The sequence below is a fragment of the Streptomyces sp. NPDC002057 genome (assembly GCF_040296665.1).
In the GTDB taxonomy this organism is placed as follows: domain Bacteria; phylum Actinomycetota; class Actinomycetes; order Streptomycetales; family Streptomycetaceae; genus Streptomyces.
Genome location: NZ_JBEOXR010000037.1, coordinates 53,051 through 68,648, shown reverse-complemented (window position 1 = coordinate 68,648; position 15,598 = coordinate 53,051). Strand labels below are relative to the sequence as shown.

Annotated in this window: 9 protein-coding genes; 7 read left to right on the top strand and 2 right to left on the bottom strand. The window is 74.4% G+C overall.

Going from position 1 to position 15,598, the window contains the following annotated elements:
• Positions 1 to 26: 26 nt before the first annotated feature.
• From ABT129_RS25675 to ABT129_RS25660, 4 genes are all read left to right on the top strand, one after another.
• A complete protein-coding gene (locus ABT129_RS25675) occupies positions 27 to 569 on the top strand; it encodes an Rv1363c family protein (protein ID WP_351906000.1) in 543 nt (180 codons plus the stop codon).
• A gap of 46 nt (positions 570 to 615) precedes the next feature.
• Complete coding sequence (locus ABT129_RS25670; RefSeq protein WP_351905997.1) at positions 616 to 1,440, top strand: hypothetical protein; 825 nt, start codon at positions 616 to 618, stop codon at positions 1,438 to 1,440.
• A 251-nt stretch (positions 1,441 to 1,691) separates the two neighbouring features.
• Positions 1,692 to 3,704, top strand: coding sequence for a CASTOR/POLLUX-related putative ion channel (locus ABT129_RS25665; RefSeq protein ID WP_351905994.1), 2,013 nt, complete (start codon positions 1,692 to 1,694; stop codon positions 3,702 to 3,704).
• 105 nt (positions 3,705 to 3,809) lie between these two features.
• A complete protein-coding gene (locus ABT129_RS25660; protein WP_351905991.1) occupies positions 3,810 to 4,154 on the top strand; it encodes a MerR family transcriptional regulator in 345 nt (114 codons plus the stop codon).
• A 268-nt stretch (positions 4,155 to 4,422) separates the two neighbouring features.
• Here ABT129_RS25660 and ABT129_RS25655 read toward each other — a convergent pair whose 3' ends face one another.
• Together ABT129_RS25655 and ABT129_RS25650 are read right to left on the bottom strand one after the other, a co-directional pair.
• Positions 4,423 to 6,672, bottom strand: a complete 2,250-nt coding sequence (locus ABT129_RS25655; RefSeq protein WP_351905989.1) for an alpha-N-acetylglucosaminidase — start codon at positions 6,670 to 6,672, stop codon at positions 4,423 to 4,425.
• A gap of 102 nt (positions 6,673 to 6,774) precedes the next feature.
• Positions 6,775 to 11,025 (bottom strand): bifunctional nitrate reductase/sulfite reductase flavoprotein subunit alpha, encoded by a 4,251-nt coding sequence (locus ABT129_RS25650; RefSeq protein WP_351905986.1) that lies wholly within the window; start codon positions 11,023 to 11,025, stop codon positions 6,775 to 6,777.
• A 372-nt stretch (positions 11,026 to 11,397) separates the two neighbouring features.
• On the opposite strand from ABT129_RS25650, the gene ABT129_RS25645 reads away from it, so the two are divergent.
• The 3 genes from ABT129_RS25645 to ABT129_RS25635 all read left to right on the top strand — a co-directional run bounded on the left by ABT129_RS25645 (position 11,398) and on the right by ABT129_RS25635 (position 15,593).
• Positions 11,398 to 12,672 carry a geranylgeranyl reductase family protein gene (locus ABT129_RS25645; RefSeq protein WP_351905983.1) on the top strand — a complete coding sequence of 425 codons (1,275 nt, stop codon included), beginning with the start codon at positions 11,398 to 11,400 and terminating at the stop codon, positions 12,670 to 12,672.
• 219 nt (positions 12,673 to 12,891) lie between these two features.
• Positions 12,892 to 14,229, top strand: a complete 1,338-nt coding sequence (locus ABT129_RS25640; protein WP_351905980.1) for a cation:proton antiporter — start codon at positions 12,892 to 12,894, stop codon at positions 14,227 to 14,229.
• A gap of 158 nt (positions 14,230 to 14,387) precedes the next feature.
• Positions 14,388 to 15,593, top strand: coding sequence for a DUF2254 family protein (locus ABT129_RS25635; RefSeq protein WP_351905977.1), 1,206 nt, complete (start codon positions 14,388 to 14,390; stop codon positions 15,591 to 15,593).
• Positions 15,594 to 15,598: the final 5 nt, after the last annotated feature.

Sequence of the window (15,598 nt, the reverse complement as noted above, 5' to 3'; positions counted from 1 at the left end):
CGATGAGCGGGAGACGGGAGCACCCCATGACACGCACGGTCCGCAGCCCGGCGGGCATCCGGCCGGCCCTGGCCGTGGCCCTCGTACTCACCCTCGTCGCGGGTGGTTTCGCGGCCTGGGCGGGCCGGGCCTGGTACGCCGCGGCCCACGACGACTCCGCCGCGTACGCCGTGCAGCGCGACCGGGCGCTCGCGGCGGGGGAGCAGGCCGTGCAGAACCTCAACACCCTCGACCACCGGCGGGTGGACCAGGGGCTCGACCTGTGGGAGACCTCCACGACCGGCGAGCTGAACAAGCAACTCGTCGACGGACGCACGGAGTTCACCAGCCAGGTGAGGACGGCGAAGACCGTGACGACGGCCCGGGTGCTCTCCGGCGCCGTCACGGAGCTCGACGACCGGGCGGGGCGGGCCCGGGTGCTCGTCGCCCTGCGCATCACGGTGACGACGCCCGACAGCAAGAGCACGGACAAGGACAGTCGCATGCTGGGCGAACTCACCCGCACCGACGGCCAGTGGAAGCTCAGTGGTCTGGGGCAGGCCCCCGTGGGCGGCACGGCGACCGGTTGACCGGGCCGTACAGCGAGAGCCGCCAGCACCCGAAAGGACACGCACGATGCCGACGCCCCGCCACCACCTCAACCGCCAGCGCCGCCGCCAGGCCCTCGCCGAGCAGCCGGTCTCCGGCACCGCCGTGTCCGAGGACCCCGACGCCCGGCCGTCCGGCGGCGCCAGGTCCCGTACGTCCACGGGTCTCCTGACCGAGCCCGCCCCCCGCACCCGGCAGCGGCCGGCGGTGAAGCCCGCGCGGGGACCGGCCGGAACGCCGGAGCGCGAGGCACCGGGTGAAGGCACCGGCCGCGCGGCGGACATCCGGGCCACCGGGGACGGGGCACGGCGGCGGCACGTCGTCCCCCTCGTGGTCCTGTGCGTTCTGACCCTGCTCCTCGGCGGCTTCGCCGGGTGGGCGTCCAGCCGCGCGGGAGAGCTGCGGGACGAGCCCGCGCGCGGAAACACGGCCCTGACCGATCTCGCCCGTACCAGCGAGATCAAGGGACAGACGGCCGCGGCCGTCGCCGCGCTCTTCTCGTACGACCACGCCGACCCGGCCCCCTTCGAACGGGCCGGGAAGACCCTCCTCACCGGCAAGGCCGTCGCTCAGCACCGGACGCTCCTCGGCGGGGTGCTCGCCCAGGCGGCCCGGCAGAAGACGGTGATCACCACGACGGTCACCGACAGCGCGGTCGAGCGGATCGACGGCGACCGGGCCCGGGTCCTGGTCTACGCCGACCAGAGCAGCGTGAGCACGGCCGGGACCGGCGGCAAGCAGAAGCCGAAGGCCCAGGACCAGGGCGTCTACGCGGGTGCCATGTTCGCCGTGGACGTCGTGCACCGCGACGGACGCTGGCTCGTCGAGAACATCGACACCTTCGGCCGCTGAGCCGCTGAGCCGCTGAGCCGCTGAGCCGCAGGGGCGCCGGTCGCCGGGACGCAGGGGCGCGGGGACAGGCCCCCGGCGGCTTGCCGCCGGCGGCCCCGCGCCTCGGCGGGCCGGCGGTCCGGCCGAGGGGGATCCGCGTCACCTCGTACGCCTGACCGATCCGCCGCCCCGCTCTCCGTCGGCCGATCACGAAGGGATGAATATGCCGCGATGACATCCCGGCGGCCGGGGCGAGGCGCCACGCTGCCGACGTGCGCAAACAAGGCAACACGGCCGTTCCCGCCCAGCGGAGCGCCGCACCGGGACCCGGAACCGACCGGGCCGTGGTTCCACCCGCACCCCGCGGCCCGGCCCGGCGGACCGGGCCCGTCGAGGCGCGTCTCCGCTACTGGTTCGACACCACGCTGACCCGGGGGACGCCCGCCCTCGTCGGCTGGCTCGCCCTCGCCTGCCTCGCGCTCGTCGTCCCCGTGAGCGCCCTGCTCGTCTGGACCGACCAGCGCGCCCCCGCCACCCTGAGTTCGAGGATCGCCGCGGTGTGGCGCAACACCGGACAGACCCTGCGCCTGGGCGGCGAGGTCGGCCCGCCGCTCCGTGTCGTCCTGTCGGTCCTGCTCGCCCTCATCGCGCTCTTCTACGTCTCCACCCTGGTCAGCCTCATCACCACCGGCATCACCGACAAGCTCCTCGCCCTCGACCGGGGGCACGCCCGCGTCCTGGAGAGCGGGCACACCGTCGTCCTCGGCTGGTCGGAGCAGATCCCGACCGTCGTCACCGAACTCGTCGCCGCCCACGCCCCTCGGCGCCGCGGCGTCATCACGGTGCTCGCCGACCGGGGGAAGGCCGACATGGACGAGGAGCTCCACGCCACCGTCGGCGCCACCGGACGCACCCGGCTCATCTGCCGCAGCGGCCGTCCCACCGACCCGGTCGCGCTCGCCCGGGTGAGCCCGACGACGGCGGAGTGCGTCCTCGTCCTCCCCAGGGACAGCCCCCACGACGACGCCGAGGTCGTCAAGACCCTGCTCTCCCTCTCGGCGGCCGTGGGCGAGGAGCATCCGGTGCGGGTCGTCGCCGCCGTCCGCGACGACCGCTACCTCAGCGCCGCCCGGCTGGCCGGCGGCCCCCTGTCCACCGTCCTGGACATGGACGACATCGCCGCGCGCCTGCTGGTCCAGTGCGTACGGCAACCCGGACTCTCCCTCGTGCACCAGGAGCTGCTGGACTTCGCCGGGCACGAGTTCCACACGCTCCGCGCACCCGGCCTGACCGGTCTGACCTTCCACGAGGCCAACGCCGTCAGCCCGGTGTCGAGCCTCGTCGGCATCGTCCGCGAGGACGGCACCGTCGTCCTCAACCCACCCGGTCGCACACCGATCCTGGACGGCGACAGCCTGGTCGTCGTCGCCGAGGACGCCGGCACGACCCACTGGGCGGCCACACCCGCCCCGTACGACCCCACGGCGATCCTGCCCGCCCCGCCCACGGCGTCCGCCCCGGCCGCCGGGACCGAACGCCTCCTCCTCCTGGGCTGGAACCGCAGGGCACCGCGGATCGTCGAGCACCTGTCCCGGCACACGCCCCCCGGCTCGGTCCTCGACGTGGTGGCCGAGCCGCGCACCGCGACGGTCTCCGGCATCCGGGCCGTCACCGAGGCCGTCGGCCACCGCCTGTCCGTACGCCATCACCCGGGCGACCCGACCCTGCGCGACACGACGGACGCCCTGGACCCCACCGGACACGACGCGGTGATCGTCCTCGGCCCCGACCCCCGGCCGGGACACGAGGACCCGGACGACCGGACCCTCGTGACCCTGCTCCACCTCCGGGCGCGGGAGCGGGAACAGGCAGGGGGGCGGCTCCGGTCGGCGGGCGGGCGCGTGCCCGTCGTCACGGAGATGACCGACGACCGCAACCGGCTGATCGCCCCCCTCGCCCCCGGGGCCGACTTCGTCGTCAGCGGCAGGCTGATCGGGCTGCTGATGACGCAGATCTCCCAGAACCCCCGGCTGACCGCGGTGTTCGAGGAACTCTTCGCCCCGGGCGGGGCCACCCTCCACCTCCGCCCGGTGGGCCGGTACATCACGACGGGCCGGGACGTCTCCTTCGCGACCGTCGTCGAGTCGGCCGCCCGCCGGGGGGAGTGCGCCCTCGGCTACCGCGCGCACGGCTCCCCCCACGACGTGAGCGTCAACCCTCCGAAGTCCCAGGTCCGGTCCTGGCATCCGGACGACCGGATCGTGGTCGTCGCGCCGGCGGAGTGACCGCCCGGCGGGCCACGATGGCAGGCGTACGCGGAATACCCGCACGCGCCGGGACGTTGAGACCCGACATCGGTGCGAAGGTCGATCTCGGAACGGACGGTAGGCATGCTGATCGGGGAGTTGTCCCGGCGTACGGGAGTCGGCGCGCGGCTGCTGCGGTACTACGAGGCGCAGGGCCTGCTCGAAGCCCGGCGCGGTCCCAACGGCTATCGCGTCTACGACGAGGAGTCGGTGGTCACCGTCCGGCAGATCCGTGTGCTCCTGGCCGCGGGCCTCACCACCGAGGTGATCCGCGCGGTGCTGCCGTGCGTGCACGGCGAACTCCCGGAACTCCACTGGTGCGCCGACGTCCGGGCCGTCCTGGACCGGGAACTGGCGGCCGCCGAGGAGCGCATCGAGGACCTCCGCCGCAGCCACGAGATGCTGGCCGGCCTCCTGGCGCGGCCCTGACACCGCGTCCGGTGGCGGCACGGTGCGGGCGGCCGCGGGTGAGCGGCGGCGCACACGCCTGAAGCCTCCCGTGGGGAGCCGGGAGGGAGGCGCGGCCCCGCCTCCGCGGGCGCGCCGAGGCGGGGCCGGGTGCGGTCCTTCTCGGGGGTGTCGGCGAGGACCGCGTGCGGTTCACCCTGCCACCGCACCGCCCGCGTACGCCAGAGGCGCGCAGGAACGAGCCACCGGCATATGTGGCGCGGTGCCGTCCGCCCCCGCCGTGCGCGCGTCAGGGGCGCACCTGCCACGGGCGCGCCTGACCCGGCCGGGGGGAGCGGGCGGTGGGGAGGGAGTCGCGCACCTCGGTGGCCAGGGCCACGGGGTCGCCGGACGGCGTGACGGGGTAGGTGGTGCGCTGCCCGTTCCAGGCGCTCTCCCAGGCGTACCAGTCGATCGGGACGGGGGGCTGTCCGGTGACGAGGGCCGTGTCGAGCGAGTCGAGGTACATCGTCCAGCGCACGGCGTAGAAGTCGGCCACGAGCCCGGACCACTCACGGTTGGCGTAGTCGTGCAGTCCGCCCGTGTCACTGCCGGAGCGGTGACCCCAACTGGTCAGGATCGAGCGGGCGTCGAACTCGGCCGCGGCCCTCTCCGCCTCCGTCGCGCCCCAGGAACGCGCCTCCTCCAGCCAGGGCCCGAGGAGGAACCGCGTGTCGGTGGCGAGGAGCCGCTCCAGGAGCGCCAGATCCTCCTTCCACTCGGCGGCCCGCGCGCGGAACAGCGCCAGGTCCCCGGCGTCGTACGCGGCCTTGATCCGGGGGAGCAGGGTGCGGCTGCGGTTGGCCAGGGCCTGGCGGGCGACGTCGACGAGGTCGAACCGGTAGGCGTCGGTGCTCCGCAGCTCCGGTGCGACCCGCAGCAGTTCGGTCAGCGCCTGCCGCACGGTGGCGGCGTCGTAGCGCATCGACGGCGGACTCCACTTCGCGGAGGTGACGGCCGTCAGCCGGGGACGCGCGGTGAAGAGGCTGTCCTGGGATTCGCTCCAGGTTCCCGAAGGGGTGCTGTACGGGCCGGTGCGCAGCAGCTCCCACGCCGCGGCGGCGTGCGGGTCGGCGGCGCCGTACCGTCGTCCGGCGTAGCCGGCGAACCACGCCCGGTGGTCCAGGGGGCCGGTGCGCCAGGCCAGCTCGGTGAAGAGCTCGTACGCGACGGGATTTCCGCCGGTGGCCTCCGGCAGGTAGGCGATGCCCTTGAGGGCGCTGTCCGGCTTGCTGCGCCACGCGTCGAACCGGGTGGCCCACACCGCCGTGTTGGCACCCACGCTGGTGTGCCCGCCGAAGTTGGGGATGGTGCCGAACGCGTAGGGCGCGCCGTGCCAGGCGGCCTCCCGGTCGAGTCCGTCGTACCGGTCGGAGAGCCCGTCGACGATGAGCAGCCTGGACTTGTCGACCGCGTCGATGATCTGGGGCGACGGGTTGTTCTGCCAGCCGAGGAGCACCCAGGTGGCACCGGGGTGGGCCGTCTGCAGCGCGTCCATCACGGCCTTCCCGGCCGCCTCCAGGGGGACGTCGCCCGCCCGGCCGCCCTCGTGGAGCAGATCCATCTTGTACAGCGTCGACGCGCCGAACAGCCGACGCTGGTGGCGGTAGAACGCCGCCGCGACCTCGGGGAAGACCGTGCTGCGCGGATCGAGCCAGTCGGGCCGGTCGAAGCCGACCCACCGTCCCTGCGGGACCACCGGTCCGGCGGGGTTCCTCGCGGTGAAGCCGGGCGGCACCGTGCCGAAGTAGCCGGGCAGCACCGGGGCCATGCCGAGGCTCCGCAGCCGGTCGGCGATCCTGCGGCCGAGGGCGGCGCGCTGACCGAGCAGCCGCTGGGACTCCGGCCCGGCGAAGCCCGACAGGTTCTGCATCAGCCACCACGGCTGGTGGGCCGGCCCCGGGATCCAGGCGCGCATCTCCTCCTCGGAGTAGCCGAACTCCTGGAACGCCGCGTGGTAGACGGCGTCCGCGCCCATCTGCACGAACACCTCGTTGACCCCGCCGAGGGCGAGCAGGTCGATCTGCCGCTCGTAGTCGGCCCAGGTGCGGTAGGCGCCGGAGTAGCCGTCGTCCGTGTCGTTGAGCGCGAACCGGTGCGGGACCGAGGCGTCCTTGCGGACCGGTACGGGGGCGGGCAGGGTCGCCGGGAGCATGGACGTGCTGGAACCGGGCCACCCGATGTCGACCCGGGCCGTGTGCTTCAGGTACCAGTTCACCCCGCTGAGGATCACGGCCGGTGTGGTGCCCTCGACCCGGACGCGGCCCGCGTCGCCGGAGAGGGTGAAGTAGTCGCCGGACGCGGGTCGGACCACCTGGACGAGGGTGAACTGGGCGGCATGGGTCGGCAGCAGCCGTGCGAGGGCCGAGACCGCGGGGCCGGGCGCGGAGACACGGGGGGCCGCGGTCGCGCCCGGGGGAGCGAAGGGACCTCCCAGCAGGGTGGCGGCGAGCGCCAGGACCGTCGCGTGGACACAGGCCCAGGATCTGAGGCTTCTCACCCCACCATCCTGAGCACCCGGCTCCACCGTGGCGGCTCCGCCGCAGTCGGCGGGCCGTGATTCACCGACTTGGCCCCAAGCCCCGGGCGCCGCCCCGAGGCCTCAGTAGACGTCGCGGACGTAGCGCTTGTCGGCGGCCATCTGCCGGACGTACGCGGCCGCCTCCTCCTCGCCCATGCGGCCGTGACGGGCGACCAGGTCGCGCAGGGCCCGGTCGACGTCCTTGGCCATGCGGGCGGCGTCGCCGCAGACGGCGAAGTGGGCGCCGTCCCGGAGCCAGGACCAGAGGGCGGAGCCGTGCTCGCGCATGCGGTCCTGCACGTACACCTTGTTGCGCCGGTCGCGGGAGAAGGCGGTGTCGAGCCGGTCGAGGTGACCGGACGCCAGGTGTTCCGCCAGCTCCTCCCGGTAGTAGAAGTCGGTGGCCTCGCGCTGCTCGCCGAAGAACAGCCAGTTCCGTCCGGTGTGCCCGCGGGCCCGCCGGTCCTCCAGGAAGCCCACGAACGGGGCCACGCCGGTCCCCGGCCCGACCATGATCAGGGGCGTGGCGGGATCGGCGGGCGGGCGGAAGTGCGGGGAACGCTGGACGAAGACCTGGACGGGGCCGTCGTCGGCGTGGTCGGCGAGGTGGGCGGAGCACACTCCGGTGCGGTCCCGGCCCCGGTCGTTGGTGTAGCGCACGACGGAGACGGTGAGGCGGACCTCGCTCGGGTGGGCGAGCGGACTGGAGGAGATCGAGTAGAGGCGCGGCTGCAGGCGCTTGAGGACGCCGGCCCATTCGGCGGCGGTGGCGCGCACGGGGAAGGCGCCGATCAGGTCGGCCCCCTGGAGTCCCCAGCTCCACTTGGCGAGTTCGTCCTTGTTGCCGGGCCGCAGGAGCCGCCGCAGGTCATGGCTCCCGGTGCGCTCGGCCACGAACCTGAGCAGGTCCGGTGTGATCCGGGTGATGTCGAGACGGGTGCGCAGCGCCTCGGCCAGGGGGAGGGGGCCGGAGTCGTCGGCCACGACGGGTTCGGCGGCGTCGAGTCCCGTGAGGGCGAGCCACTCGGCGACCAGGTCGGTGCTGTTGGCCGGCCACACGCCGAGGGCGTCGCCCGCCGCGTAGGAGAGCGCGCCGTCACGGGTGTCGAAGGCGAACCGGCGCACCTCCTTCTGGGAGCCGGGCAGGCTCAGGAGCCGGTTGCCGATGAGGAGCGTGGGGAACGGCGACGCCTTCGTGTACGCGGCGGGGTGCGCCGGGCCGGACGCGGCGGCGGCACCGGCCGGTGCGGGCGTCCGTGCCGGGGCCGCCGTCACCTTCGCGGTGGCGGGTGCCGGGGCGGCGAGCAGGGGGAGGAGCGCCGTCAGCCAGGCGTCGGAGCCGGCGTCGTGGTCGGGTTCGCAGTCGGTACGGGGATGGAGGCAGGTGGCGCCGAGTTCGGCGAGGCGCTGGTCGAGGCGGCGGCCGTGGCCGCAGAAGTCGTCGTAGCTGGAGTCGCCGAGGGCCAGCACGGAGAAGCGCACGCCCTCCAGGCGCGGGGCGTCGGGGGAGCTGAGCGCCTGCCAGAAGGCCGCCCCGTTGTCCGGGGCGTCGCCGTCCCCGAAGGTGCTGGTCACCACCAGCAGATCGGCTTCGGGGCCTAGCCGCGTCACGTCGGCGGACTCCATCGGGAGGAGCACCGGGCTGTACCCGGCCTCGCCGAGGCGGCCTGCCGCGGTGGCGGCGACCTCCTCGGCGTTGCCGGTCTGGGAGGCCCAGAGGACCAGCAGGCGGCGGGTGTGGTCCGCGCCCCGCGCCTCGGGTGCGGACGGCGGGGCCGCCGGCACGGGGGGCGCCGTGTGCCCGGGTGCCGGGGCGTCGGCCCGCGCGTACGTTCCGGCGAGGACCCCGTCGACCCAGAGGCCGTGGTCCGGTGCGAAGGGGGCGGAGGCGGGCAGCACCGGGACGCGGCCGTCGGCGGGCGCGGTGGCGAGGCCGGTGAGGAATCCCGCGAGGTAGCGGCGTTCGGACGCCGTGAACGGCGGCGGGACGAGGTCCGCGACACCGAACAGGGCGGCGAGCGCGGGCGCCGGGCCGCTCGCCGGTTCGGGAAGGGCGGCGGGCGGCGGGGCGGTGGGGACCTCGGCGTCCGCCCGGGGACGCCGGTCCTGGCGTACGAGGGGGACCGGGGCGGTCGTCCTCGCGAGCGCCACCGCGCAGGCCTTGAAGCCCGGTTGGAAGGAGAGCGGATCGACGGCGTCGTGGGTGACGGCGTTGACGCTGAGGTACTCGCCGAACAGGTCGTTCCAGTGGAAGGGCGCGAAGCAGTCGCCCGGCCGGACCCGGTCGGTCACCACGGCGGGCAGGACGGCGCGGCCGCGGCGCGAGGCGATCTCCAGGTGGTCGCCCTCGGCGACGCCGAGGGACCGGGCGTCCTCCGGATGGATCTCGACGAAGGGGCCGGGGTCCAGCTTGGCGAGCCTGGCGACCTTGCCGGTCTTGGTCAGGGTGTGCCACTGGTGCTGGAGCCGCCCGGTGTTGAGGACGAACGGATAGTCCCCGTCCGGCAGTTCGGCGGCCGGAAGGTGCGGGCGGCCGAAGAACCGGGCGCGTCCGTCGGGCGTCGGGAAGACCAGCCGGGGGCGGCTGCCGTCCTCGCGCTCCAGCAGGGTCTGGCTGACACCGTCGTTGACGTAGCGGACCGGGTTGCGGTCGGGGCCGTCGACGGTGGGAGCGGGCCACTGGACGGGGGTGTCACGCAGCCGCTCGTACGTCACGCCGCGCAGGTCCCAGCCGGTCTGCGGGTTCCACGCCTGCCTCAGCTCCTCGAACACCTCCTCCGAGGAGGCGTACGTGAAGGAGTCGGCGAAGCCCATCTCGCAGGCGACCCGGGCGATGAGCCGCCAGTCCGGCAGGGCCTGACCGGGCGGGTCGACGACACCCCGGGCGAGGGTGAGGTTGCGCTCGGAGTTGACCATGACGCCGTCGGACTCCGCCCACAGCGTCGCGGGGAGCACGACATCGGCGTAGGCGTTGGTCTCCGTCTCGGCGAACACGTCCTGGGTGACCACGAGTTCGGCCGCCTCCAGGGCGGCGATGACGGTCTTGCGGTTGGCGACCGAGGCGACGGGGTTGGTGCAGATGATCCAGCACGCCTTGATCTCCCCGGCCGCCATCCGCTCGAACATGTCCACCGTGCCGCGGCCGACGTCGGTGCGCAGCGATCCCTCGGGGATGTTCCACAGATTCTCGGTGAACGCCCGGTCGGCGTCGACGAGCACCGAGCGCTGCCCCGGGAGCCCCGGGCCCATGTACCCCATCTCGCGGCCGCCCATGGCGTTGGGCTGGCCGGTCAGGGAGAAGGGCCCCGCCCCCGGACGGCAGAGGGCCCCGGTGGCGAGGTGGAGGTTGACCAGCGCGTTGGTGTTCCAGGTGCCGTGGACCGACTGGTTCAGGCCCATGGTCCAGCAGCTCATCCACGCGCCCGCCTCGCCGATCCACCGCGCGGCCCGCCGGATGTCGGCCTCGGCGAGCCCCGTGACCGCGGCGACCCGGTCGGGCGGGTAGTCGGCGAGGAATTCGGGCATCGCCTCCCAGCCCTCCGTGAACTCGGCCACGAACTCCTCGTCGACGTGTCCGTTCTCGACGAGCAGGTGCAGCAGGCCGTTGAGGAGGGCGAGGTCGGTGCCGGGCTTGATCTGCAGGAAGAGGTCGGCCTTGTCCGCGGTGGCGTTGCGCCGGGGATCGACGACGATCAGCTTCGCCCCCGCGGCCCGCACCCGGTCCATCACGCGCAGGAAGAGGATCGGGTGACAGTCCGCCATGTTGGCCCCGATGACGAGGAACGCGTCGGCGTGGTCGAAGTCCTGGTACGAGCCGGGCGGGCCGTCGGCGCCCAGGGACAGCTTGTAGCCGGAGCCGGCGGACGCCATGCACAGCCGGGAGTTCGACTCGATGTGCCGCGTGCGCACGAACCCCTTGGCCAGCTTGTTCGCCAGGTACTGCGCCTCCAGCGACATCTGCCCCGACACGTAGAACGACAGCGCGTCCGGCCCGTGCTCGTCCAGGATCGCGCGCAGCCGGCCCGCCACCGCCGTGACCGCCGCGTCGACGTCCGTCGCGGCGGGCTCGCCCGCGCGCTCCGCCCGTACGAGCGCGGTGCGGGCCCGTCCGGTGGCCGCCATCATGTCGGCACTGGTGGAGCCCTTCGTGCACAGACGGCCGCGGTTCGCCGGATGGGCCTTGTCCCCGGAGGCCTTCAGGGCCCGCCGCAGGCCGGTCGCCGGGTCGCGCGCCACGTCGAGGACGATTCCGCAGCCGACCCCGCAGTACGAGCAGACCGTCCGGACACCCTCGGTCCGGGCCGTCTCGGTCCGCGAGTCCGAAGACGCCACCTGGACTCCTCCCCGCCTGTGCGGCGCTCCCACGTCGCACCGGCGTCGGCGCGGTGGACGGTGGGAGGTCTCCCACCCCTCGACCGTAGAAGGGCCCGGTTTCCGGATGATCACGCCCCCGTCGCACGGAGGGTTACACCGCCCGCACGACGGCCGGGCGCCCGCGGTGAGCAGGGCGCGCACGAGGTCCAGGCGGGGGCGGGTCGGGGCCGGGCGGGCGAGGGGCGGCGCGTGCGGCCCCGTGCACGGGCGGCTCCGCGGCGCGGAACGAGGGAGAACCTTCCGGCGACGGGTGATCAAAGCCGTCGGCCGTGGGTACACATGGGGAGCCGTTCCCCGCACCTCGTGCCGGCCGCAGCAGAGGAAGAACCCATGGACCTGTCCCCCCACCGCGACTCGGCGGACGTCATCGTGGTCGGAGCCGGACCCGCCGGCTGCGCCACGGCCCACCACCTGGCCCTCGCCGGCCTCGACGTCCTGCTCCTGGAGAAGGCGACCTTCCCCCGGGACAAGATCTGCGGAGACGGACTCACCCCGCGCGCCGTGAAGGAACTCGTCGACATGGGCGTCGACACCGAGGGGGCCGGCTGGGTGAGGACACGGGGCCTGCGGGTCCACGGCTCGGGGACCACGGTGGAGATGCCCTGGCCCAGCGTGGCGTCCTTCCCCGATTTCGGGCTCGTGCGCAGCCGGATGGACCTCGACCACCTGCTCGCCCGACAGGCCGTCGCCTCCGGAGCGCGCCTCCTGGAGGGGACGAAGGCCACCGGGCCGGTCTTCGAGCCGGGCACCGACCGGGTGGGCGGTGTGGTCGCCCGGCGGGACGGCGCGTCCCACACCTACCGGGCGCCGCTGGTGGTCGCCGCGGACGGCGCGTCGAGCCGGCTGGCCGTCGCCCTCGGTCTGCACCAGCGCAGGGACCGGCCCATGGGCGTGGCCGTGCGCCGCTACTACACCGTGCCCCACCGCGACCAGCACCACCTGGAGGCCTGGCTCGACCTGGAGACCCGTGACCCGCGCGGCCGGACGTACATGCCGTTCGGCTACGGCTGGGCCTTCCCCGTCGGCGACGGCTCCTTCAACGTCGGTCTGGGCACCTTCCACATCGGACGCAGGCCCGAACTGGACCACCGGCGGCTCTTCGGGGAGTGGACCGAGCGCATCTCCCCGGTCTGGCCCTTCGACGAGGCCCACGCCACCGGCCCGCTGCGCGGAGCGCCGCTGCCCGCGGGCCTCAACCGGCGCCCCCAGTACACCCGCGGTCTGCTCCTGACCGGCGACGCCGGAGGAATGATCAACCCGCTCAGCGGCGAGGGCATCGACTACGCGATGGAGTCCGGCCGACTGGCCGCCGACACCATCACCCACGCCCTGCGGCAGCCCACCGCGCACGCGCGCGAGGCGGCGCTGCTCGCCTACCCCGAAGCCGTCCGCACGGCCTACGGCCGCTACTTCACCGTGGGGCGCCTCGTCGTGCACGCCCTCAACCACCCCCGTGTCATGAAGATCGTCGCCACGAAGGGCCTCCGCCGGCCCGTTCTCCAGCGCTTCATCTTCAAACTCTGGGCCAACCTCACCGACCCGCACAGCGACGACGCCCTCGACCGCGTCATCACCGCGCTCCAGCGCGCGGTCCCGGCAGCCTGACCCTCCGTCCGGCCCGCTCCGCCGCCCGTGCATCCGTGGCCCGTACGTGCGTCGCCCGTACACCCGCCGCCCGTACGCCCGCCAGGAACGCTCCCGTCGCGGGCGAGGCACCCGTGACCTCGCCCCACCCCCGCGACCCGGGACCGCTGGCGCGGTGTCACGAACCCCGCCCGGTGGACACGTAGGGTGAGGTTCCGTGTCGCCGCGTGAGGAGTGCCGATGAGCAGCCATTGGGCCCTGGTCGTCGCCGGGGGCGTGGTGGCCGGGTACGGGGCGTTCTCGCGGCGACTCTCCACGACCGTGATCTCCGGGCCCCTGGTGTTCATGGCGTTCGGCCTGGCGATGGGCCCGCTGGGCCTGGACCTGATGAGCCTGGCCGAGGAGCCCGAGCTCACCCGGAGCCTGCTGGAGAGCGCGCTGGTCCTGCTGCTGTTCGCGGACGCGGCGGCGATCCGCCGCCGCGACCTGCGCCTGGAGGAGTTCCTGCCGCTGCGGCTGCTCGCCGTGGGTCTGCCGCTCACCATCGCGCTCGGGTGGCTCCTCGCCTGGCCCCTGCTGCCGGGGCTCGGCCTGTGGGAGCTCGCGCTCGTCGGCATCATCCTGGCGCCGACGGACGCCGCGCTCGGGCAGCAGGCCGTGGCCGACAAGCGGGTTCCGGCCCTGGTCCGGGGCGGTCTGGGGGTCGAGTCGGGCGTGAACGACGGACTGGCCCTGCCCTTCTTCGTCCTGGCGCTGGCGGCGGCCGGCGAGGGCCCGGGGGACTCCGGCGTCGTCGGGACGTTCCTGCGTGCGCTGCTGCTGAGCGGTGCGGTCGGGATCGTCGTGGGAGGGGCCGGTGCCGCCCTCCTCCGCCGGTCGGCCGACCGGGGCTGGAGCAGCGCCGCGTGGCGTCCGTTCCTGACGATCGCCGTACCCGTCGTCACCTACGCGCTGTGCGTGGCGGCCGAGGGCAGCGGCTTCATCGGCGCCTGGACCGCCGGCCTGGCGTTCGGCATCCGGGTGCGCCGGGCACCGGTCGGCGGCGGCGCACCGCTCGGCGCCGGCGCACCGCTCGGCGGCGTCCGCGAGGAGGGTCCGGACCTCGCGCGGAGTACGGAGTTCACCGAGCGTCTCGGTCTGCTGCTGAGCTCGCTGAGCTTCCTGGTCTTCGGCGCGGTCATCCTGGGACCGGTGCTGGAGCACCTCACCTGGCGGACCGTGGTCTACGCGGTGCTCAGCCTGACCGTCGTCCGGATGCTGCCGGTCGCCCTCGCCCTGATCGGCACGGGCCTGCGGCCGGCCTCCGTCGCCTACATCGGCTGGTTCGGCCCGCGAGGGCTCGCCTCCCTGGTGTTCGGGCTGATGGCGTTCGAGGAGCACCTGGCCGGAGTGGGCCTGCTGAGCGAGGTCGTCGCCGTGACCGTCGGTCTGAGCGTCCTCCTGCACGGCGCCTCGGCGCCCTTCCTGGGACGGCGCTACGGCGACTGGTTCGCGCGCACCCTGCGTACCGCCCCGGATCTGCGCGAGAACGCGCTCGCGACCGACGCCACGCCGCGCGGTCGGGCCTCCTCCGGCTAGGGGCCCCGCACTCCCCCGGGGGCACCGGGGACCGGGGGAGTGACGGTGTCAGATCAGGCGCCCTGCCGGGCCTTGCGGGAGAATCCGACCATGCTGACCGCACTGCCGACCCCGCCGGGCGTCGACGGCGTCCGGGCCCCGAGGCCGGGCGCCGCCGCATGAGGCGCGGAACCCCGCTGCGACGCAACCGCCGCGTCCGCGCCGGCACCACCCAGCTGCTGTTCGCCCTCGTCGGACTGGCCTTCGGTCTCGCCCTGCCGAGGATCGCCGGGGGACCGCAGATGCCGGCGCGGCAGGTGGTCGACATGCTGCTGGCCCTGGGATTCGGCGTACTGGGCATCACCGCCGTGATCTTCTCCCTGCTGTTCCTGGTGGTGCAGTGGGCCCACACGTCGTTCTCACCCCGGCTGACGCTGTTCCGCGAGGCCCCCATCGTCTGGCGGACCTTCGCCTTCGCCCTCGGCCTCGCCGTGTACTGCGTCACGGCGGCCCTCGCCATCGGCGCCCACCCCGAGGTGTCGGCAGCCGTGCCGGGCCTCGCAGGGCTCGTCCTGCTGGCGCTGCTGGCCCTGCTGCGCAGGCTGCAGCTGAGGGCCTTCGCATCCGTCCAGCTCGCTCCGGTCCTCCAGGCGGTCACCGAGCGGGGCCGCGCCCTCCTCGACGGCCTGGACGAACGGGGCGCGGGACAGGAGGCGCCCGGCCCCCTCCCCCCGCCGAGTACGACGATCACCTGGCCCGAGCCCGTCGCCGTGCTGCAACAGGTCGACACGGAGCGGCTGCTCACCACCGCCCGGGCGGCGGACGCGGTCATCGTCCTGCACGTGCTTCCGGGCACCACACTGTTCCGGGGGACCCACGTCGCCGACGTGCACGGCGCGCGGCTGCCCGCGGCGGCCGTGCTGGACGGGCTGGTCACCGGAGCCGAGCGGACCTTCGAGCAGGACCCCCTGCTCGCCTTCCGGCTCCTGGCCGACATCGTGCTGCGGGCCCTGTCCCCGGCGGTCAACGACCCCGCCACGGCGGTGCAGGGCCTCGACCACCTGGAGGACCTGCTCACCGGACCCGTCGCCACCCGTTCGGCCCGACCCCTGCGGATCGCCGACGCCGACGGCGCGGCGCGCCTCGTGATCGAGCTGCCGGACCGGGACGACTTCCTGCGCACCGGCCTCGACGACGTCATCGCCGCCGCCACCGGCGCACCGATGGTCCTCATCCGCCTGCGCACCCTGCTGAAGCGCCTGACGGCCCAGAGCCCCCCGGACGGCAGGGAGATCCTCACCCACAGGCTGGCCTGGGTCGAACGGGAACTCGCCGACGGCTTCCCCGCCCTGTGGCGGGAGAGGGCGGACGACCCCGAGGGCTGAGCCGC